Raw genomic sequence first — 20,388 nt, forward strand, 5'->3', positions numbered from 1 at the left:
GAGAATAATTTTTAAAAATTATTTTGTAATTTAATAACTAAATTTTGCATTTAAAGTATCTAATTGTAAATTACGATATATTAATAGTTGGTTAGTTTAAAATGTAGCTATGACATACAAATACTCAACCTTTTTTAAGTGGATCCATGTTGTAGTAGATTACTTTCTCCTTAACATGTGTCTCTGTATTGGATACGTCATGGAAAATCCTGGTGCGGATTTCTTGGCCGTTTCCGACTTCTATAAGCTTTACTTCGTGCTGCTGAACCTGCTCTGGTTCTATTGCTCGAGCGTCGCTAGGCTTTATGAGAACGTGATGAGGCAAAATGCACTACATCTTCTCAGGAGGTGCTTTGGGGCATTTGCTCTATATTTAACTGTGTCTCTCACATTGGCCTTCATCCTGCCGCAGGTGAAGTTCTCAAGCCATTTTGTGGAGGTTTCCTCGCTGTCCTTCTGCGTAGGGTTGCTTCTCTGGAAACTTTCCTTCCTGGTTCTCAGGAAGTACAAGCGCAGGTTCTGGATGCAGAGCAAACGGGTGGTCGTCGTAGGGTCGGGCCATGTGGGAAGCGAGATATACAACTACATCAGCACCAACCCAGGACTAGGCTACCAGGTGGAGGGGCTCTTCGATGAGGAGCTCTCGCTGAAGTCGGAGGGAGGTAAAGCTGGGGGAGGCATAGGCCAGTTCTTTGATAGTATCGCTGCGACTGGTGTGAGCGAGATCTTCTGCGCGCTCCCGAGGCAGCACCTGGACAAGATAAAGACGCTGATGGAGGAGGCGGACAGGCGCATGGTCCGCTTCAGGCTGGTGCCAGACGTGGACGGCTTCTTCGACAGAAACGTGGTGCTGGACCTGTACGGTCACATGCCCGTTTTGACCCACCGCAGGGAGCCTTTGGATAACAAGGCCAATGAGGTGGTCAAGCGTTTCTTCGACATAAGCTTCTCTTTGCTCGTCATCGTTTGCCTGCTGAGCTGGCTGATTCCTGTGCTGGCCCTGATCATCAAGCTTGACTCGAGGGGGCCTGTGTTCTTCAGGCAGCTGCGCTCGGGCAAGAACAACAGACCCTTCTACTGCTATAAGTTCAGGAGCATGACGGTGAACACAGACTCTGACAGCGTTCAGGCCACCAAGGGCGATATGCGTATCACCAGGGTGGGGGCAATCCTTCGGAAGACGAGCCTGGACGAGCTGCCGCAGTTCTTCAACGTGCTGATGGGAGAGATGTCGGTAGTAGGACCGCGGCCTCACATGCTCAAGCACACGCAGGACTACTCGGCGCTGATTAACAACTTCATGGTGCGCCACTTCCTTACCCCTGGCATTACGGGCTGGGCGCAGGTGAGCGGCTACAGGGGCGAGACAAAAGAAACTACGGCTATGTCGCAGCGCGTGGAGGCAGACATCTGGTACCTGGAGAACTGGAGCCTATTGCTTGACTTGAAGATTATTGTGCTGACAGTGTGGCAGGCGCTGCGCGGAAGCGATAAAGCCTTTTAAATAACTCAAGTTGCGATTAACTTGTGGCGTTGAAATTCAACCCACACCTAACCCCCTCCGAGGAGTAGGGTCGTTTCATTTTAATAATTATAAGTTAAAACTACTGTCATTCTGTAAAGAAGCTTGGTTGAAGGGAGGTTAAGCTTTAGCTACTAACCCACAAGATCCTTTCAGGATGACAAAGAAGTTAGAATGAAACGACCCTGCACCTGGGAGGGGAATTTCTCAAATAAGTAATAATTCCCCTCCTCGGAGGGGTTAGGGGTGGGTAAACAGTATAATGTGTTCATCCTGCTCTTGTAAATCTTAACTTGAGTTAAATAGTCAGATGGGCTTCATCAATGAAAGCGGCTGAACACAATTCTTATAACACATCAACAAAAAAAGTCCTGCTTAAACAGATTTAAGCAGGACTTTCTGAAAATAGGTATTAAATATCTTATAGTACAGCCGTTACATTCACAGCTTCTACTGCTTTTATCTCTGGTACAGCTTTTAACACCGATTGCTCAACTCCAGCTTTCAATGTCATGGCAGACATAGGGCAGGAGCCACAGGCCCCTAAAAGTTCCAGCTTCAGTATCATGTCTTCTGTTACCTCCAGCACCTTCACGTTGCCGCCGTCAGCCTCCAGGTATGGTCGGATCTGGTCTAGTGCGTCCTCAACACGGAGCATGAAATCTTGATCTATGTTAACTACTGCCATTGTATTAGCTTTTAATTTCTACAGGTTGTGTTTTGGCCATGGTTGCGTTGCGAACAGAAACCTGCTGCGCTACAGATTGGGCCAACTCTCTGAAAACACCAGAAGCTGGAGAATCGTTCTGTAATATCACTGGAGTTCCTGCATCGCCGCTCTCGCGTATACTTTGCACAATCGGAACCTGCCCTAAAAGTGGTACTTCATACTTATCAGCCAAGGCCTTTCCGCCGCCTTCTCCAAAGATATAGTATCTGTTCTCTGGTAGTTCGGCAGGTGTAAAGTAAGCCATATTTTCGACAACACCCAAAACAGGCACGTTAATCTGTGGCTGGCGGAACATTTGTAGGCCTTTCATGGCATCGGCCAGGGCTACTTTTTGAGGAGTAGTTACGATAACAGCACCTGTTACGGGCAGTGCCTGTACCATGGTCAGGTGTATGTCAGAAGTGCCAGGAGGTAAGTCGATAAGCAGGTAGTCCAGGTCGCCCCAGTCTACATCCGAAATAAACTGGCGCAACGCAGAGCTTGCCATTGGGCCACGCCAGATCACAGCACCGTCAGAAGGCGTTAGAAAACCGATGGACATCATTTTGATGCCAAACTTCTCTACAGGCACAATATAGTTTTTGCCGTGGTCGCCCTGCACCATGCGCGGACGCTCCAGCTCTGTACCAAACATTGTTGGTATAGACGGACCGTAAATATCGGCATCTATCAAACCTACACGAGCACCAGACTGTGCCAAAGCTATAGCCAGGTTGGCTGTAACGGTAGATTTACCTACACCACCCTTGCCAGAAGCTACGGCAATAATGTTTTTAGCACCACTCACCACAGCAGAGTTATCAGCTCTGCCTGAGGTAACACGCGAGGTCATGTTCACGGTTACATCCGCCTCTTTGTCTACCATGGCATGAATGGCATTCACGCAGGCATTACGGATTAAGTCTTTTAATGGGCAGGCAGGAGTTGTCAGAATCACCGTGAAACTTACGTTTTTGCCTTCTACCAGCACGTCCTCCACCATATTCAGCGTTACCAGGTCCTTGCCCAGGTCCGGTTCCTCTACATAGCTGAGGGCTTTTAATATATCTTCTTTTGTGATAGCCATAATAATTGTGTCGCAAATTGCACTACAAAGATACAAACAATTCTGCTTAATCGGGAAGGATGCCTCCTTTATAGTTCTTGTCGATTCGTCAGGTTCGATATCACCTATGCTATTTTCCTGTTCCTTCAAAATATGAGTTACTGTTTCATCAAGAATGAATTATAGCGGGCATGCAACCCAAGGCTGAGAAAATGAATCTGCTGTATATGAAGACTCCAATCTAGTATGTTATGAAAGATTATTCATCAAGTTCTGTTCTGTCGCTGTTCATTTTGCTGTTCAGCTTTGTGTTGGTTACTTCCTGCCTGGAGATTTATGAACCCGATGAGGCTGTAAATGCTACCATAGTAGGTAAGTGGCAGCTAGTGCGTATAGAGGAGCCGATAAAAACCCTTGCGCCAGCCACTGATACCATTGAAGTCTGGATTGAATTTAAGGAGGCAAACATAAACCCAGCGCAATTGAAGTCTGGATTGAATTTAAGGAGGCAAACATAAACCCAGCGCATCCGACCTTTGCGCCTAACTATAGCCTGTTCGGGGAGAACTTAACAAACCTATACTTTAGCTTGGCTACTTTCGATGCTGGCAAAAAGAAAGGAAAGCTGGAGGTGCATACTATCGGATCAACCAGAAAGGGAGGCCCTGATTCTTATCTCGCTTTCGATACTTATTACCTTGAGAAACTATCCAAGGCCACTTCCTTCACAATAAACGATGGCATACTGATCGTTAACACAGCAGATGGAGATATGCTGGTTTACAAGAGGTAATTTTAACTTAAGTACTAGGACACAAGTATCAAGACACAAGACACATGACTTTTTGCTGAAAACAGTATTTGGTGTTCAGGATATTGCAAAGCATAATGAAACTTATTCAAGTAAAGCTAATAAAAAAAGCTCCTCTCCTTAGATAAGGAGGGGTAGAGGTGGTTGGATTATAAGGCGGTGGCTATTCCAAAAGAAGTCATTTTTACGTAATGTAAAAACTGAGGAGAATATAAGATCTAACCCGAATATAAAATGCATACAAAGCTAGAAGCCATAAAAGGAGATATAACCAAACTTGATGTAGATGCCGTGGTAAATGCTGCTAATAATAGTCTGTTAGGTGGGGGAGGTGTTGACGGCGCTATTCATCGTGCGGGTGGACCTGCTATATTGGAGGAGTGTAAACAGATTAGGGCCAGGCAGGGTGGTTGCCCAACAGGTGAAGCTGTACTGACGACAGGCGGTAACTTGCCAGCTAGCTATGTAATTCATACGGTGGGGCCTGTGTGGAACGGTGGAAGGAAGGATGAGGCAACGCTGTTACAAAATTGCTACTACAACAGTGTGCGCATCGCCTCTGAAAAGAACTTGCAAAGCATTGCCTTCCCGAACATCAGCACAGGCGTTTATGGCTATCCAAAGCAGCAGGCGGCGGAGGTGGCGGTTCAGGCTGTAAAGGAGTATCTGCAGAAAAATGAAACAAGTCTGAAGTATGTTCTATTCGTTTGTTTCGACGACGACAATTATACTCTTTACCAGAAGCTTCTAGTGTAGCATTTGCCGCTAATATATAGGATTGTTGCTGCTATTTGATTTTCTGCTGAGATCTTTGAGTTCTTGGGGTCGCAGCGCCTAAACCAGTTGGCTTTTTTCTACATTTCATACCTTCAATTTAAGGGCACGAGCATGTGAATTTTCAGTTTCGCATGCTCGTGCTAGTTGGAGACAAAAAGTTTATTGAAAGACCTCACAGTGTTTTCCAGACCTGTGAGCGCCTTGCCTGCAATAACGCATTCTTTTCCTCAACCCCAGGATTTTCAAGTTTAGCTTTACTTTCCCGTGAACAACCTTCACATGTAGGCTTAGATTGTTATCTTTGTAACCCTTTTACCATTTTCAACGCCATGTCCCTTATTCCAAAAGAAACAGTTGACCAGATTCTAGCCCAAGCCGATATAACGGAGGTAGTTGGTGATTTTGTGTCGCTGAAGAAAAAGGGGCAGAACATGTGGGCTTGTTGCCCGTTCCACCACGAAAAATCACCTTCTTTCTCAGTGTCGCCAGCTAAGGGCATTTATAAATGCTTCGGTTGTGGCAAGGCGGGTAACTCTGTGCAGTTTATCATGGATGTGGAAGGCACCAGCTTTCCTGAAGCGCTGAAGTACCTGGCCAAGAAGTATGGCATTGATATACCAGAAGAAACGGCTGATCCAGAATACGCAAAAGAGCAGAACGAAAGAGACAGCCTTTTCATTGTTTCAGATTTTGCTAACAATCACTACCAGCAGAACCTGCATCAGCATGAGCAGGGGGGGATAGGGCAGTCTTACCTGAAGCAGCGAAGCCTGGGCAGCAACACCATCCGCAAGTTTGAACTAGGCTATAGTTTAGATGCCTGGTCCGACCTGACAGATACGGCCCTGAAAGCAGGTTTTCAGCAAAAGTATTTAGAAGCTACTGGCCTGACCATCGCCAAGGAAGACGGCAAAAAGTATGACCGCTTCCGTGGCCGCGTTATGTTTCCGATTCATAATATTTCGGGGCGTGTGGTGGGCTTTGGTGCCCGTACCCTAAAAACCAACGACAAGAAGAGCCCGAAGTACCTCAACTCGCCTGAGTCTGAGATTTACCACAAGAGTAATGTGCTCTATGGTTTGTTTCAGGCGAAGCAGGCGATCCGCATGCAGGATATGTGCTACATGGTGGAAGGTTACCTGGACGTGCTCTCGCTGCACCAAGGCGGTATTGAGAATGTGGTGGCCTCGTCGGGTACTTCGCTTACAGAAGGGCAGATCAAACTTATCTCACGCTATACCCAAAATATTACCGTTTTGTACGATGGTGATGCGGCTGGTATAAAAGCCTCTTTGCGCGGTATAGACTTGATTCTGGAGAGTGGCCTGAATGTAAGTGTGGTAACTTTCCCAGAGGGAGAAGACCCAGACTCTTACATCCATAAAGTAGGCGATACGGCTTTTAAGGCTTTTATAGAGCAGAATGCACAGGATTTTATTTCTTTTAAAACAAGTCTTTATGCCGAAGAGGCTAAGGGCAATCCTGTAAAGAAAGCGGAGGCCATAAAAGAGATTGTGGCTTCTATAGCCAAGATTCCTGACTCTATTAAGCGAACGGTTTTCTTCCGAAGCTGCAGCCTTATTTTTGATATTGATGAGCAGGCGCTGATATCGGAGTATAACAAGATACAGCTACAGGACCGCAGACAGCAGCCAAAAACGGGTAGCCCCAGCTTTGATGCTTCTTTTGAACAGTATGATGCCCCTTTTCCTACCCTAGAGCCTGAGCCAGAACAAGAGGAGTCTGATGTGGACGTGCTGAAGCGGTATGAGCGGGAGATTGTGCGCATGCTGCTGAATTACCCCGATCAGATTCTGGAGGAAGGCATGACGACCTGCCAGTATATGCTGGAGCAGCTGGAGGATGTGGAATTTAAAACGCCATTATATGCGCGGCTGTTGGTGCTGGTAAAGGATAAGCTATGTACAGGTGTCATTCCGACCGCCGAGGATTTTATTAACTTTCCAGATCAGGATATCCGAACCGAAGCTACAAACCTGCTTTCTGACCCGCATGAGCTTAGCCACAATTGGGAAACGCACCATATATTTGTTCCGACAGAAAAAGACCTTTTGCCTTACGGAGCTGAGCGTGCCGTGCTGCGGCTGAAGTGGCGCAATGTGGGGCTGATGGTTAAAACCGAAATGGAGAAGCTTAGGCTTGTAACCGACCCACAGGAACAAATGCGGCAACTGCAGTTTATCCGAAACCTAACAACTTTATACAGCCAGCTTGGCGACATGCTGGGTATTGTGGTGAACCGATAGCTCTAACTTTGTGTATCTGCCCCACATTCAGAATCTGAAGCAGGTAAATTATTTTCTTTAGCTATGGATGGCATCATAGCTCCAAGGTTCCCTCCAGAGTAGGGCCGCTTCATCTAAACTCTTAACAAGTATTGCGTTTTTGTTCCCCTTTTAAGCTAATCTTGTAGGGTTAAATGTGACATCCCCTATTTAACTCCTAAAACCCGATAACATGCTTCAAGTTTTCAACTTGGAGCTTTTCATGAGGCAAGTTTTCAACTTGCGTAGCGAAATTTTCCAGCCAGCACTTCCACGAAAGTTGAAAACTTACCCCATTTTAACCACAAGATGAAATCTTGCGGTAAGTTATTTTTCCCTACAAGATTAGCTTCAAAGGGGGACTTTTTCTCCTAAAGTAAATTTGAATTTACTGTCATTCTGTTAAGAAACTTGGTTGAAGGGAGGTTAAGCCTTTTCTACTAGCGGGGGAGCTCTTTTAACAAAATCCTTTCTGGATGACAAAGTTGTTAGAATGAACGGCCCCTACAGCAAAGTGAACAGCAGTCGCTCCTACAGTTAGGCTTTTCCTTTCTCAGCACAAGCTTAGCAGCCCGCGAAACCGCTGCTATTCATCTTCTGCAACAACTAAAATCCGACGAAATGTGTTATCTAAACAAATGAAAGGTTACGGTATAAACTTTTCGTAAATTTGTGCCGCATTCAAATAACAGCTAGCCATGCTATAAGTATAGTATTGGTAGGCATAATGTAGATAACATGGAAGCTAATGAAATGGAGGTAACAAGGCCTTTCGATACAATAGAGGCTGCCATCGAAGATATCCGCCAAGGCAAAATTATAATTGTGGTGGACGATGACGACCGGGAAAACGAAGGTGATTTTATCTGTGCAGCAGAGAAGATTACCCCAGAAATAGTAAACTTTATGGCAACGCATGGCCGTGGGTTATTGTGTGCTCCCCTTACAGAGGAACGTTGCGACGAACTGGAGCTGGAACTGATGGTTGGCCGCAACACGGCGCTGCATGCAACTCCTTTCACGGTGTCGGTAGACTTGCTTGGGCACGGCTGCACTACGGGTATTTCTGCATCAGATAGAGCCAAAACCATCCAGGCACTTGCCGATCCTGCTACAGATCCTGCTTCGCTAGGTAAGCCAGGGCACATTTTTCCGTTAAAGGCGAAGAAAGAAGGTGTGCTACGCCGCTCTGGGCATACCGAAGCCGCCGTAGACCTTGCCCTTTTAGCAGGACTGAAGCCTGCTGGTGTGCTCATTGAGATTATGAACGAAGATGGCACCATGGCTCGCTTGCCAGACCTGATTCAGGTGGCGGAGAAGTTCAATCTGAAACTCATCACGATCAAAGACCTGATTAAGTATAGGCTGCAGGCAGAAAGCCTTATCGATCGTGAGATTGTGGTGCAAATGCCAACTGACTTCGGAGATTTTGATCTTTATGCCTTTACGCAGCGAAGCAATGGAGCGCAGCACATGGCGTTAGTGAAAGGAACTTGGGAAGAAGGAGAGCCTGTGTTGGTAAGAGTACATTCTTCTTGCGTTACAGGTGATATTTTTGGCTCCTGCCGCTGCGACTGCGGTCCTCAGTTGCATGAGGCAATGCGCATGGTAGAGAAAGAAGGCAAAGGTGTTATTGTGTACATGAACCAGGAGGGCAGAGGCATCGGGCTTATAAACAAGCTTAAAGCTTATAAACTGCAGGAGCAGGGCATGGATACGGTAGAAGCAAACCTGGAACTGGGCTTTAAAATGGATGAACGCGACTATGGTGTTGGTGCCCAGATTCTGCGTGATTTAGGTGTAACCAAAATGAAGCTGATTTCTAACAACCCAAAGAAGCGCTCTGGCCTGCAAGGCTATGGCCTGCAGGTAGTAGAACGTGTGTCGATTGAGATTGGGCCTAACGAGCACAATAGAAAGTACTTAACGACAAAACGCGACAAGCTTGGTCATGAAATACTTAAAAACCTGACCTTGGACCGCTAGTAAAATTTAAACTAAAGGAGAAAAGCCTGTACAATGAAAACAATTTTCGTTGTACAGGCTTTTTGTTTATGTGTTTCTCTTAAAACGAGAAACCTTTAAGCGATAAATGACTACAATATAAAAGCTAAAGTGCTCAAGGTAAGATGGTACTGGTGAAAATTAAACTATGAAAACATGAAAAAGGGATTGATGAAAGGTACACTTAGCTTGCTGTTGGGTATACTATTTATGTTTACTTCTGATGAGGCTGCGGCTCAACTTAGATCTAGAATAGATGTGCAGGAGTGGCCTAACGGCATGGTTGTTTTAACAACTGGAGATACACTGCGAGGGCCTATTGCCTTCTATAGAAAAGATGATGTTATTAATGTTTTGCACAGCGACGGTACTGTTAGTGCTTTGTCCCCGGTTAATGTGCAATATTTTATAGCGCAAGACAGCTTCAAAGATCAGCCTCATGTATTTGTATCGCTTATGTGGGACCAGGGAAAAGATTACTCAAACTTTAAGAGACCAACTTTTTTTGAGCAGCTGAGTCCTGGCAACGTTACATTGGTGATGCGTGAGGCCTATGTGCAGCGAGATATTAGCAGAAGCAGCAGGTTGCTTGCCTCAAGTTACTACTACGACCCTTACTACTACAGTGGCAGCCAAATGACAGAAGAAGTTCGAGAGCTTTACTACCTGTTGATGCCAGACGGCAACGTGCTGACACTTCGCAAAACAAAGCGGGATCTCCTCAGGGCATTCGGGAATAAAGCATCGCAGGTAAAAACGTTTGTTAAAAATGAAAGGCTTAGCTACGACAGACCAACGGACTTGGTAAGCATTCTGGAATACTATAACGGGCTAAACTAGTGCTTCTCCAATTTAATCTTTAGAAGAGAATTATCCTCTTAAGGACAACCTGAAGCGAGAGCTTTAGAGTTGCTGGCAAAGCAATAAGGGCGTTTACTACTGCTGATAATTGCTTTTATGAACTGTTTCTACAACTTCTGAGGGTTTCGACACCCCTACTGAGCTGTGCTCACAATCTACAAACTCTCGTTCTTGCTTGTCCTCAAGGGGATAGTTTTACTTTAAGAATTAAATTAGATGTGTACTAGCCTAATTATAAGTCACGTACTTTTAGCAGACTATAGGAAAGAAACAGAAACAGCCCGATGTAGAACAAGCCAGCAACCGCGGCCCATGGAGGGGTAAGTTGTTCGGTGGGCGTGGTAAACTGGTCGATAAGGTCTTGGCCAGGCATAGGGGTAAGGCTGCCAAGAGCTTTCATGGGCATGTACTTATCCACGGTATCAGGTATTCTAAGGTGAACAAGCGGCTCCACGATTTTAGCATAAGCGATAAATGCTATAATGGCGAGGCCGCTTTTCTTTATCAGAAAGGCAAAGAGCATGGCCAGCGCCATGTACGCTACTGCCTGAACGAAGTAGTAAGAAAGGTGATCTATCTGGCTGAAGAAAGCATCCACAGAATGATCAGTACTATAAAGCAAGCTGAAGTATAAGCCCAACAGCAGCAAAAAGATAGTACTAAAGGCAGCCACGGCTAATATGACATAAAACTTTGCCAACACAATTTCAACACGCGAAAGGCCATCTATTACCTGCTGCCGCAGTGTCCTGAAACTATACTCATCCGACACGAGCACAATGATCAGAATGCCTAGCAGCAGGTTGAAAAAACTTGCCAGAAAGCTTAGCCGCTGCCAAACGCCAGGTAACTGAAACGCATCGGCACCTAATTGTCTGCCATTTATAGTTATACCACTGCTGGCATTCAGCACCAGCACCATGAGTACCACATAAATGGCAAGTATCACCCAAACAGTTTTGTAAGGGAGTATTTTCCGAAACTCTATTCGAAGTAAATTCATCAGGATTGGCTTTTGATTATTTCCAGAAACTGTGCCTCCAGGCTTTTGCGGCGTACCACCAACTGCGATAGCACAATGCCCGCTTCAAACATGGCTTTGTTCACGTCTGTACTACTGTAGCCGTCTTTTAAAGTGAGCACAACGGTGTCTTTTTCAGGTTTGAAAGCTTCTATAAACGGCAGGCGCTGTAGTACTTCTGTAACTATTGGCAAGTTAGGTGCACTGATCAGTATTTGGTCTTTGGCAGAAAGAATGGCTCCGACTGGGCCTTCGGCTTTTAGCTGCCCGCGTTGTAGTACTGCCACATGGGTACAAACTTTCTCTACCTCGTCTAGCAGGTGGCTTGCCAAAATAATAGTTTTACCTTCGGAGGCAATGCGAAGTATAAGTTCACGCACTTCGGCTATCCCTTCAGGGTCGAGGCCGTTTGTTGGCTCGTCTAATACCAGCACTTCAGGGTCGTTGAGTAAAGTAGCGGCTAATGCTAATCGCTGTTTCATGCCTAACGAGAATCCTTTAAACGAGCTACTCTTTCGGCTTTCTAGCCCCACGAGCTGCAGTACACGATTTACGTTCGCTTTATCAGCGCCTTTGATATCTGCTATAACTTCTAAGTTCTTTTGTGCGGTAAGGTAGGGGTAGAAATTAGGAGTTTCGAGCAGCGCTCCCACACGGCGCTTTGTTTCACGGCTACTCGGTTGCCCAAACCAAGAATAAGTACCAGCCGTTGTTTTAATTACATCCAGCACCATGCCCAGCGTTGTTGTTTTACCGCTTCCGTTTGGTCCAAGTAAACCATAGATACTGCCCTGTTCTACTTTTACGGAAAGTTGGTTTACAGCCTGAATAGCGGCATATCGTTTGGAGAGACTGTTGATATCTAGTACTTCTGCCACTTACTTTTAGGTTAAATATTGTGCTGCCTGCATAGCAGCCTTAACAAATATAGGGCTTTCATTGAATTATGAATTATGAATTATGAATTATGAATTATGAATTATGAATTATGAATTATGAATTATGAATTATCATCCTTATCAACCAATCACAAAGCACGAAACATAATACACGAACAACGAATAACAATCAACGAATAACGAAATGTGGTATCTTTGTTTAAACCCCAATCTAGAAATGGAGGTATGGGAAGATGTTAAACGTTAAATCAGAAGCATGTTAGAAAATACAGACAGCATCATATTCGACCTGGATGGCACCCTTTGGGATTCAACGGGAACAGTAGCCAAAGCGTGGCAGGAAGGCACAAACCAGGTAGATTATGTAAAAGATAGAGTTACGCAGGAAGACATTCGGGCAACGGCAGGAATGCCTTATGATGCTATTTACCACAAGCTTTTTCCTTCTTTGCCTGAAGATAAGGCGGAGGAGTTTAGAAAATTATGTGGCAAGATAGAGCTGGAGTATGTGCACAAGTACGGTGGCGATTTGTATCCTGAGCTACTGGAGACATTGGAGTATCTGCAGGCTAAGTATAGGTTGTTTATTGTAAGCAACTGCCAGGTAGGTTATATCGAAGGTTTTCTGGAGCACCATAACCTGCTTCACTTTTTTGAAGGTCATCAATGCTATGGCACCAAAAATCGTCCTAAAGCAGAGAATATTAAAGACGTAGTAGCTGATTACAACCTAAATAGCCCCGTTTATATAGGTGATACAATGGGAGATTATGAAGCTGCAAAAAAAGCCGAGGTGCCATTTATTTTGGCAGACTATGGTTTTGGAACTGTAGAAAGCGGTTGGGAAACGAAGCTTGAAAAAGTATCAGATCTGATGAAGCTATTTTAGCTGTATACTACAGAAGCTGTATACTACAGAAGGAGCTATAGGAAAGAGCCATGCATTGCATGGCTTTTTTTGTAGTACCCCTTTTTAAGAGCAGTACCCAAACAGTAGCAATGGTGTATCAAATACGTATGCTGAAAGGAGCTAGCATGCTTGATTAGAGGTAAATACTGATGAAAAGTCTAGTATCTTGTATCACCTCAATTCATTAGAGAAAATGCTGTTAGAACTATAGATAAATTGACTACTGCAATGCCTGCTGAAAGCTCTACACGCACAATACCCTACTTTCTATCATAAATAAGCTACTATTAATCTTATGAAAAACTTTACGAAATTTTGTACAGTGTTTTTCCTGCTATTCCTCCTACTGCCTAACAGCTATGGCCAAGGTTTTTTAAAGGCCGATGGTAAACGCATAGTAAATGAGAAAGGAGAGGAGGTAGTCCTTAGAGGTATGGGTTTGGGCGGCTGGATGCTGCAGGAGGGTTATATGTTGCAGCTAAACGGAATTGCGGGGCCGCAGTACCAGATCAGGGCTAAAGTAGAAGAATTGGTAGGACCTGAGAAAACGCAGGAGTTTTACAATGCCTGGCTCGCCAACCATACCCGCAAAATCGATATTGACTCGTTGGCAGCCTGGGGCTTTAACTCGGTGCGATTGCCGATGCACTATAAGCTTTTTACACCTCCTATTGAAGAAGAGCCTGTAAAAGGAAAAGTTACCTGGCGTGAGGATGGTTTCACTATAACCGACCAGCTGCTGGAGTGGTGCAAAGCCAACAACCTGTACCTGCACGCTACCCCAGGCGGACAAGGCCACGATGCTAACATATCGGATTATGATACCTCTAAACCATCGTTGTGGGAAAGTGAGGCGAACCAGCAAAAGATAGTGGCGCTCTGGCGAAAGCTGGCCCAGAGGTATAAAGACGAGCCGATGATTGGTGGCTACGACATCATCAATGAGCCGAACTGGGGCTTCGAAAATCCTGCTGATAAAAACGGATGTGATGAAAAGCTAAACGAACCATTGAAAAAACTGATGGTGGAGATAACGAATGCCATCAGAGAAGTAGACCAGAAGCACATCGTCATAATTGAAGGCAACTGCTGGGGCAACAACTACAGCAATATACTGCCGCCCTGGGATAATAACATGGTGCTTAGCTACCATAAATACTGGAACTACAACAACCAGCAGGCTATACAAAATATGCTGGATACACGTGAGAAGTATAACGTGCCGATTTGGTTAGGAGAGACAGGCGAGAACTCAAAATTGTGGTTTAGGGACGCCATTCAATTGCTGGAACAACACAAAATTGGTTGGGCCTGGTGGCCGCTCAAGAAACTGGGCTTTAATAACCCGCTGGAGATAAAAGTGAACCCTGGCTACCAAAAGGTGCTGGACTATTGGAGAGGCGGAGGTACAAAGCCAACTGAGGCAGAAGCATACCAGGCATTTATGCAGCTGGCTGAAAACTCCAAACTGGAGAATTGCATCTATCACAAAGATGTTATCGATGCTATGTTCAGGCAGGTGTACTCCAATGAAACAAAGCCTTTTAAGCATCATACAATAGGAGCCAGCGCTGTTATAAACGCTGAAGATTACGACATGGGCCGAAACGGCTATGCTTATTTCGATAAGGACACGGCTAATTATTATATCTCTACTGGCGGCGACCGCACTCCCTGGAACAAAGGGCATACCTATCGCAACGATGGCGTGGACATAAAATCAGGTCAGGAGAAGTATGAAGCGCACTATGTGAGCAATATGGAAGCAGGCGAGTGGCTTCAGTACACGGTTCAGGCTGAGCAGCATGGTGTTTACGATTTACAACTTCAGGTGGCTTCTGAAAGAGGTACAGGCAAAATAGCAGTGTTGCAAAACGGTACGGTAGTGAGCAATGCTGTGGCAGTGCCAGAAACAGGCGGAGAGCAGAACTGGCAAACAGTACAGATTTCAGGAGTTTCGCTAGCAAAAAGAGAAAATACCTTACGTGTAAAAGCCCAAAGCGGTGAGTTTAGCCTGAATAGCTTACAGTTCGAAAGAAAAGGTGACAAGGCAGCAACTGGCAAGAAAGCGAAACGAAAGTCAGGAAAGTAGTACTCCGATGCCTCTGGCATGCTGCAGAAGGTGAAAACAAAAAAGGTAACAGCACTTGCTGTTACCTTTTTTGTTTTTGAGGGTAAGGCTGGTGTTTTATAGGTTTACCCATGTGAGTGCTTGCCTCTTTTCTGCTGAGAGCCTCTGCCGTTTTCTGTGGTTTTACAGGCTAGAGGCCTAAAGATAGTAGACACAAACGTTGACGCTCGCGCCAGGTTTTGCCTTCAGGAAAAGCAACTTTTACTGCTTGTGCTACGCTGCAAGCTATCATTAGCCACTTACAATTAGCCACTATACTTCTCCAGTGCTTCCTGTATGGGAGTGTCGCCTGTAAAAAGCTCGAATATTTTACCTTTTACATTTTCCACATCCAGGCAGGAAAGCAGGACCTGTGCTACATCTGCACGCGGTATGGGTGTCTCTTTTCTTTCTTCAAAGTGTCGGGCTATGGTTACTTTGCCAGTAGGTGCCTCAAAACTCAGGCTACCTGGGCGGACGATTGTGTAAGTTAGGCCGCTTTCGAGTAAGTAATCGTCTGCGTTTCCTTTTGCTCTCAGGTAGTTTTCGAGCTGCCCCTGTGGGTTATCGGCGCTGTAAGAACTAAGCATTACAAAATGAGAAACACCCGCTTCTTTAGAAGCATCTATAAGTCTTTTTGCTCCTTCCTGGTCTACACCTATTACATCTTTACCTTGAGAGCCTGCCGCAAAAATGACTGCATCCTTGCCTTTTACTGCTTCTGTTAAATCATCTTCCAAGTCAGCTAGTACGATATGGTTAGCCCCTAACTTCTTCAATTCCTCGGACTGCTCTTCTTTTCTGATCATGGCATACGACTCGTGCTGTGTGGTTTTGCTCAGCAACTCTACCATTATTTTTCCTGTATTTCCGTGTGCTCCTGCAATAAGTATTTTCATAGGTTATTATCTTGTGTTCAAGTTTTGTGCTATTGAATTTACTCCGTTAGGTGCTCATATGTTGTTAAAAATCCAAAATGAAGTGTAACATCAGCTGTGTTTGGAAGCATTTTAATCCTGCTAGGATATGATAAGCTACTGTTGTCCCCAAAGTTTCATCAAGGGGCCTGCTTTTCCTCCAACTGGGTCGGCAGCAGGCAGTGCTACTTGGGCAATGTTCTGCTTCTTTTCTTCTACGTCATCGTCAACCGTGCAAATGTCGTAGTTCTCCTGTCCTTTGGGGTAAGCACCCATCACCTTAAAATCGGGTGAGGCGCTTTTGCAGCAGTGGCCTGTACCAGCAGGTAGCACTGCCAAATCACCAGCCTTTAGGGTTACCTCTTCTCCGTCAGGGCCGCCAAGCATAATAGTAGCGGAGCCTGCTAGTACGCCTAATGCCTCGTGTGCAGTGCTGTGGTAGTGATGGTAGTTGAACACCCCATTAACCCAGGTGCCGCTCCAGCCATTTCCCTCAAAAGCTTTCTTAAACTGGCTTTCCAGGTTTTCACTACTAGAAAAGACTTGTTGGTATAGTAACAAGGGGAGAATTGTGTTGTTCGGGATGTTTTTGTTGGGCTTTAAGTGTAACGGTTTTGCTTGTAAATTTTGCATAGTAAGGCTGAGCGACAATTGTTATTTCATTTTTAGGGTTTACCTGTAACTTTGAGAGATTTTGCTACCAATGCATACGCATTTCTTCAACCTTAATTTAGCCTAATGGTAAGAATTTTACGTAATTCAGCTCTTTTTACGCTTCTTTTATTTAGCTGTGTTTCAGGAGCCTTTGCCCAGGATACCACGCAAGCCGACACCGTAACTGTTGCCAAACTGTGGGATTGGGGCGGCACAGGAACTATAAACTTTAGCCAGGTGAGCCTACATAACTGGTCAGCTGGAGGACAAAACTCTTTGTCGGTGTTGGGTATAGCCAACGTGTTTGCTAACTATAAAAGCGGCAAGAACACCATCAATAATACGCTAAACGTAACGTACGGAACTGTAAAACTGGAAAACCAACGCGTGCGCAAAAGCGATGACCGAGTTGACCTTAACCTAAAGTATGGCAGGCAAGCTTCAGATGATTGGTTTTATACCGCACAGCTAAACCTGAGAACGCAACTAACTCCCACTTACAATGAGGAGCGCACGGCGAAACAATCTGATTTTTTCTCTCCAGCTTTTATTCTGGCTTCTATAGGTATGGACTATAAACCGAATGAGAAGCTGTCTGTTTTCCTGTCGCCTTTTACGGGAAAGTTTACCATAGTAGCGGATCAGGAACTGGCTGATAGAGGGACCTTTGGCGTAGATCGTGCCCAAACAGATGCTGCTGGAAATCCTATTGCAGGTACAGGCAAGCGATTCAGAGGTGAGTTCGGTAGTTTTGCCAACATCCGTTATAAAGATGAAATATGGAAAAACGTAACCTGGCAGTCCAAGCTCGATCTGTTTACGAATTACCTCAACAATCCTGAGAATGTGGATATCAACTTTGAGAATATGCTAAACCTGAAGGTGAACGATTACCTATCGACCAGCTTTTTTCTGCACATGGTGTATGATGACGATATTATGATTGATGTGGACGAGTCAGGAGATGGTGTAATAGATGCACGTGGGCCACGGCTGCAGTTAAAAGAAACCTTTGGCGTGGGCTTATCTTACAAGTTCAGGTAATAAAATCGTAGTCTTTGCTTTGTGTATATGTGGTTGATTTGCAGCTTGTAAATGATAATGCTGGACTAGCTTTTGAAATTTATGTATACAATCTGTGCCGCTGCCGTAAAAATCAAAGGCTGTGCTATAATACATGTTCTGCTTCAGGTGATGGAGTAAATCATTTGCTGATTATAGTTAGAGTCTGAATTTACATTACAAAGTATAACCTAAACACAACATAAAAGAACTATGATGACGAAAAACATGATTGGTATAGATACCGACAAGGCACAGGGATTGGCAGAAAAATTAAATGCACTGCTGGCTAACTACCAGTTGTTTTACATAAATGCAAGAGGCTTTCACTGGAACATCTCTGGCGATAAGTTTTTTGAGTTGCACGCTAAGTTCGAAGAACTGTACAATGATGCTATTCTGAAGATAGACGAAATAGCCGAGCGTATCCTTACCCTTGGCCATACACCGTATCACACCTTTACTTCTTACCTCGAGAATGCCTCTATCAAGGAGCTATCTAATGTTTCGGATGGTAATGCGGCAGTACGCGAAGTATTGAATGGCTTTAGTGAACTAATCCGTTGCGAGCGCGAACTCCTGAATTTATCTGCTGATGCCAATGATGAAGGTACAAATGCCCTGATGAGCGATTATATCAGAGAGCAGGAAAAGCTTGTTTGGATGTATTCTGCTTATTTGAAATAAGACAAAGGACGTTAGACACAGGACACATGACTTCATAGTTGTAAACGCTAGAGGTATAGCCTTCAGCTTTTGCCGAAGTTTTACTTAGCCTGTGTAGCTCCTAATAACAGCAAAAGCCACCTAGTTAGGTGGCTTTTGCTGTTTATGATTCAGGCGCATGCCAGCAGTACGATGTTCATTTGTGTCGCGTTTAAAGCGGAAGTTTCACGTCCTGCATCAGCCTGCCAACTGGGTACATCATGTGCGTGTACTCGTAGTGAGGCGTGTGCTTGTAAACAAATTCTAATTGTGCTCGGGCGCTTTTGGCCAGGTTTGGGTCTTTCTTTTTCGCCTCTTCCAGTTGCTGGCGCAAAGCTGGATCATTTTTTAAGTATTCTGCAGCCAAATCCTCAAACACGTAAGCCGAAAAGTGTTCTTTTTGCATGAGTATGCTATCAAAGAAATTCCAGGCAAAGTAAGAATCTGCTCCCTGAGGCTCCAATGTTTCTACCAGAAAGCGGTTGGCTTCCTGGTTCAGGTATACCACATAATCACCCTGGAAGAACTGACGCTGCATCTTACGCGGCTCCACCTTTACGTCGGTATGCAAATAATGCCCCTCATAGGGGCGCTGGCCTGTTTTATAGTCGGTAATGTAATACGTTTCCAGGGTTATGGTCGTGTCCCGTTTTAGTTGCCGCATCTGCACGTTTTCATTTTTCAGTCGCTCAATCACTTCTTCCCATGCAAAAGGTATAATATAGGCTACAGGTTTCTTAACTGTTGTAGTAGGAGTGAAGGTATTGTAATACGGAATGGTTGTCGAAAAAGGAGCAGAGCGGTCATAATACAGGCGCTCCTGGCCACTTACTTCGCTTGGTTTATGTTTAGCTTGATAAGCCAGAAAAGGAATTCGTTCTACTTTGGTCGTATCCAGGGTCCAGTTAAGCGGGAACTCCTGTTGTGTTAGTGTTTGCTGTTTGGCTTTGGCCCGGGCAGCTGCAATTTGCTCCGAGTCGCGATCTATAATCTGCAGCATGTTCTCCATCAGCTTATAAGTGCTTTGTACGCGCTGGTCGAAAGGCTTAAGCATATGTGTTTCGGGCATAAAGCCGATGGTGTTGTAAAGTGCAGCATAGCCCGTAGAATAGCGCGGCGATTCCAGGAAAGCAATGGTACCTGATTCTGGCGTTTCTCCGATGGTGCTCATGTAGGGCACAAGCGGAAATTTGTCCTTTTTCATGCCGCTATACAGGGCTGGCAGCATTTTCTGCTGCAGATAGCTGGCCAACGTCGGGTGCAGTTTGTTGTGCTGTGTCGGGATTAGCGTCATCACATGCTGGTAGTCGGCTCCGTTGGAAGTGTGGTTGTCCATGAACACGTCAGGGTCCCAGTCGCGGAAAATAAGGTGGAACAGCTTGGCATTACGGGAGTCAGTTTTGATGAAATCGCGGTTCAAGTCCAGATTACGGGAGTTGCCCCTGAAGCCATAGCTTTCAGGTCCGTTCTGGTTCGTGCGGGTGTGGCTGTTACGGTTTAAGGAGCCACCAATGTTATAGATGGGTACTATAATCAGAACCGTATTGTTTAGTTGCTTGCGGCGTTTGCTGTCCTGCAGATAATCGCGGGCCAGCATCATGGTGGCATCTACACCTTCTGGTTCGCCAGGATGAATTCCGTTCTGAATGAAAAGCACCCGCTTGTTTTTACGCTTGATAGAAGCATGATCAAAATCCTTATCAGTAGATACAATTACCAGGTGCAGCGGCCTACCCGAATCTGTTAAGCCGTAAGGTACCATTCTTACCTCGTCGTAGGCAGCATCCAGCTTCCTGTACCAATCGATGGCTTCCTGGTAAGTGGCTGTTTGGTTGCCGTTTCCTTTCTCGTACGGTGTTTTTAAGTCTGGTTTTGTTTGGTCGGGCGTACCTGTAAAGAGCAGTGTAGCCGCTAGTAAAAGCGTTGTCAGCATGTTTATCTTTTGGGAAGTAATTCAGAATGTAATGTTACCCATTTTTGGGGTAAAATGGTAGAGAGGGCCTTGCAGGCACTACTGTGTCCTACCTGCCGTATGCTCCAAAACCAGACTTACAGAAGTATTCTTTGGCTCAAAA

At 45.2% G+C, this 20,388-nt stretch carries 18 protein-coding genes; 11 read left to right on the plus strand and 7 right to left on the minus strand.

Annotated elements, in window-relative coordinates; translation table 11 throughout:
* Nucleotides 1-199: 199 nt before the first annotated feature.
* Nucleotides 200-1,504, plus strand: a complete 1,305-nt coding sequence (locus tag LN893_RS04820; RefSeq protein ID WP_229968776.1) for an undecaprenyl-phosphate glucose phosphotransferase — start codon at nucleotides 200-202, stop codon at nucleotides 1,502-1,504.
* A gap of 439 nt (nucleotides 1,505-1,943) precedes the next feature.
* Here the strand turns inward: LN893_RS04820 and LN893_RS04825 are convergent, their stop codons facing one another.
* Nucleotides 1,944-2,210: a NifU family protein gene (locus tag LN893_RS04825; RefSeq protein ID WP_229968668.1), complete on the minus strand. Its 267-nt coding sequence runs from the start codon at nucleotides 2,208-2,210 to the stop codon at nucleotides 1,944-1,946.
* A gap of 4 nt (nucleotides 2,211-2,214) precedes the next feature.
* A complete protein-coding gene (locus tag LN893_RS04830; protein ID WP_229968669.1) occupies nucleotides 2,215-3,318 on the minus strand; it encodes an Mrp/NBP35 family ATP-binding protein in 1,104 nt (367 codons plus the stop codon).
* 230 nt (nucleotides 3,319-3,548) lie between these two features.
* Between LN893_RS04830 and LN893_RS04835 the strand changes: the two genes are divergently transcribed.
* From LN893_RS04835 to LN893_RS04860, 6 genes are all read left to right on the plus strand, one after another.
* The gene (locus LN893_RS04835) at nucleotides 3,549-3,815 is read left to right on the plus strand and encodes a hypothetical protein (protein ID WP_229968670.1); all 267 of its coding nucleotides are present in this window, start codon (nucleotides 3,549-3,551) and stop codon (nucleotides 3,813-3,815) included.
* A complete protein-coding gene (locus tag LN893_RS04840) occupies nucleotides 3,812-4,090 on the plus strand; it encodes an META domain-containing protein (protein WP_369427655.1) in 279 nt (92 codons plus the stop codon). The genes LN893_RS04835 and LN893_RS04840 overlap by 4 nt, the downstream gene beginning before the upstream one ends.
* A gap of 252 nt (nucleotides 4,091-4,342) precedes the next feature.
* Nucleotides 4,343-4,864: an O-acetyl-ADP-ribose deacetylase gene (locus tag LN893_RS04845; RefSeq protein ID WP_229968671.1), complete on the plus strand. Its 522-nt coding sequence runs from the start codon at nucleotides 4,343-4,345 to the stop codon at nucleotides 4,862-4,864.
* Between the two features lie 350 nt (nucleotides 4,865-5,214).
* Nucleotides 5,215-7,152, plus strand: coding sequence for a DNA primase (dnaG, locus tag LN893_RS04850; protein WP_229968672.1), 1,938 nt, complete (start codon nucleotides 5,215-5,217; stop codon nucleotides 7,150-7,152).
* Between the two features lie 756 nt (nucleotides 7,153-7,908).
* Nucleotides 7,909-9,156 (plus strand): bifunctional 3,4-dihydroxy-2-butanone-4-phosphate synthase/GTP cyclohydrolase II, encoded by a 1,248-nt coding sequence (locus LN893_RS04855; protein ID WP_229968673.1) that lies wholly within the window; start codon nucleotides 7,909-7,911, stop codon nucleotides 9,154-9,156.
* Nucleotides 9,157-9,330: 174 nt separating this feature from the next.
* Nucleotides 9,331-10,014: a hypothetical protein gene (locus LN893_RS04860; RefSeq protein ID WP_229968674.1), complete on the plus strand. Its 684-nt coding sequence runs from the start codon at nucleotides 9,331-9,333 to the stop codon at nucleotides 10,012-10,014.
* Between the two features lie 253 nt (nucleotides 10,015-10,267).
* Here the strand turns inward: LN893_RS04860 and LN893_RS04865 are convergent, their stop codons facing one another.
* On the minus strand, nucleotides 10,268-11,038 hold the full coding sequence (locus LN893_RS04865; protein ID WP_229968675.1) for a DUF2705 family protein: 771 nt from the start codon (nucleotides 11,036-11,038) through the stop codon (nucleotides 10,268-10,270).
* Nucleotides 11,038-11,934 carry an ABC transporter ATP-binding protein gene (locus tag LN893_RS04870; protein WP_229968676.1) on the minus strand — a complete coding sequence of 299 codons (897 nt, stop codon included), beginning with the start codon at nucleotides 11,932-11,934 and terminating at the stop codon, nucleotides 11,038-11,040. The genes LN893_RS04865 and LN893_RS04870 overlap by 1 nt, the downstream gene beginning before the upstream one ends.
* 277 nt (nucleotides 11,935-12,211) lie before the next feature.
* On the opposite strand from LN893_RS04870, the gene LN893_RS04875 reads away from it, so the two are divergent.
* Together LN893_RS04875 and LN893_RS04880 are read left to right on the plus strand one after the other, a co-directional pair.
* Nucleotides 12,212-12,844: an HAD family hydrolase gene (locus LN893_RS04875; RefSeq protein WP_229968677.1), complete on the plus strand. Its 633-nt coding sequence runs from the start codon at nucleotides 12,212-12,214 to the stop codon at nucleotides 12,842-12,844.
* Between the two features lie 316 nt (nucleotides 12,845-13,160).
* Nucleotides 13,161-14,957 carry a cellulase family glycosylhydrolase gene (locus LN893_RS04880; protein WP_229968678.1) on the plus strand — a complete coding sequence of 599 codons (1,797 nt, stop codon included), beginning with the start codon at nucleotides 13,161-13,163 and terminating at the stop codon, nucleotides 14,955-14,957.
* Between the two features lie 284 nt (nucleotides 14,958-15,241).
* Here the strand turns inward: LN893_RS04880 and LN893_RS04885 are convergent, their stop codons facing one another.
* A complete protein-coding gene (locus LN893_RS04885) occupies nucleotides 15,242-15,874 on the minus strand; it encodes an SDR family oxidoreductase (protein ID WP_229968679.1) in 633 nt (210 codons plus the stop codon).
* 135 nt (nucleotides 15,875-16,009) lie between these two features.
* Complete coding sequence (locus LN893_RS04890) at nucleotides 16,010-16,525, minus strand: cupin domain-containing protein (protein WP_229968680.1); 516 nt, start codon at nucleotides 16,523-16,525, stop codon at nucleotides 16,010-16,012.
* 105 nt (nucleotides 16,526-16,630) lie between these two features.
* On the opposite strand from LN893_RS04890, the gene LN893_RS04895 reads away from it, so the two are divergent.
* Together LN893_RS04895 and LN893_RS04900 are read left to right on the plus strand one after the other, a co-directional pair.
* On the plus strand, nucleotides 16,631-17,590 hold the full coding sequence (locus LN893_RS04895) for a DUF3078 domain-containing protein (protein ID WP_229968681.1): 960 nt from the start codon (nucleotides 16,631-16,633) through the stop codon (nucleotides 17,588-17,590).
* 231 nt (nucleotides 17,591-17,821) lie between these two features.
* Nucleotides 17,822-18,295, plus strand: a complete 474-nt coding sequence (locus LN893_RS04900) for a Dps family protein (protein ID WP_229968682.1) — start codon at nucleotides 17,822-17,824, stop codon at nucleotides 18,293-18,295.
* Between the two features lie 190 nt (nucleotides 18,296-18,485).
* Here the strand turns inward: LN893_RS04900 and LN893_RS04905 are convergent, their stop codons facing one another.
* The gene (locus tag LN893_RS04905) at nucleotides 18,486-20,246 is read right to left on the minus strand and encodes a M14 family metallopeptidase (RefSeq protein WP_229968683.1); all 1,761 of its coding nucleotides are present in this window, start codon (nucleotides 20,244-20,246) and stop codon (nucleotides 18,486-18,488) included.
* Between the last annotated feature and the right edge of the window lie 142 nt (nucleotides 20,247-20,388).

The sequence above is a fragment of the Pontibacter harenae genome (assembly GCF_020907245.1).
GTDB lineage: Bacteria > Bacteroidota > Bacteroidia > Cytophagales > Hymenobacteraceae > Pontibacter > Pontibacter harenae.

Bases quoted from the DNA above. Each gene is read 5' to 3' on its own strand.
- LN893_RS04820 (WP_229968776.1), top strand. From the start codon at position 200: ATGGAAAATCCTGGTGCGGATTTCTTGGCCGTTTCCGACTTCTATAAG.
- LN893_RS04825 (WP_229968668.1), bottom strand. From the start codon at position 2,210: ATGGCAGTAGTTAACATAGATCAAGATTTCATGCTCCGTGTTGAGGAC.
- LN893_RS04830 (WP_229968669.1), bottom strand. From the start codon at position 3,318: ATGGCTATCACAAAAGAAGATATATTAAAAGCCCTCAGCTATGTAGAG.
- LN893_RS04835 (WP_229968670.1), top strand. From the start codon at position 3,549: ATGAAAGATTATTCATCAAGTTCTGTTCTGTCGCTGTTCATTTTGCTG.
- LN893_RS04845 (WP_229968671.1), top strand. From the start codon at position 4,343: ATGCATACAAAGCTAGAAGCCATAAAAGGAGATATAACCAAACTTGAT.
- dnaG (WP_229968672.1), top strand. From the start codon at position 5,215: ATGTCCCTTATTCCAAAAGAAACAGTTGACCAGATTCTAGCCCAAGCC.
- LN893_RS04855 (WP_229968673.1), top strand. From the start codon at position 7,909: ATGGAAGCTAATGAAATGGAGGTAACAAGGCCTTTCGATACAATAGAG.
- LN893_RS04860 (WP_229968674.1), top strand. From the start codon at position 9,331: ATGAAAAAGGGATTGATGAAAGGTACACTTAGCTTGCTGTTGGGTATA.
- LN893_RS04865 (WP_229968675.1), bottom strand. From the start codon at position 11,038: ATGAATTTACTTCGAATAGAGTTTCGGAAAATACTCCCTTACAAAACT.
- LN893_RS04875 (WP_229968677.1), top strand. From the start codon at position 12,212: ATGTTAGAAAATACAGACAGCATCATATTCGACCTGGATGGCACCCTT.
- LN893_RS04880 (WP_229968678.1), top strand. From the start codon at position 13,161: ATGAAAAACTTTACGAAATTTTGTACAGTGTTTTTCCTGCTATTCCTC.
- LN893_RS04885 (WP_229968679.1), bottom strand. From the start codon at position 15,874: ATGAAAATACTTATTGCAGGAGCACACGGAAATACAGGAAAAATAATG.
- LN893_RS04890 (WP_229968680.1), bottom strand. From the start codon at position 16,525: ATGCAAAATTTACAAGCAAAACCGTTACACTTAAAGCCCAACAAAAAC.
- LN893_RS04895 (WP_229968681.1), top strand. From the start codon at position 16,631: ATGGTAAGAATTTTACGTAATTCAGCTCTTTTTACGCTTCTTTTATTT.
- LN893_RS04900 (WP_229968682.1), top strand. From the start codon at position 17,822: ATGATGACGAAAAACATGATTGGTATAGATACCGACAAGGCACAGGGA.
- LN893_RS04905 (WP_229968683.1), bottom strand. From the start codon at position 20,246: ATGCTGACAACGCTTTTACTAGCGGCTACACTGCTCTTTACAGGTACG.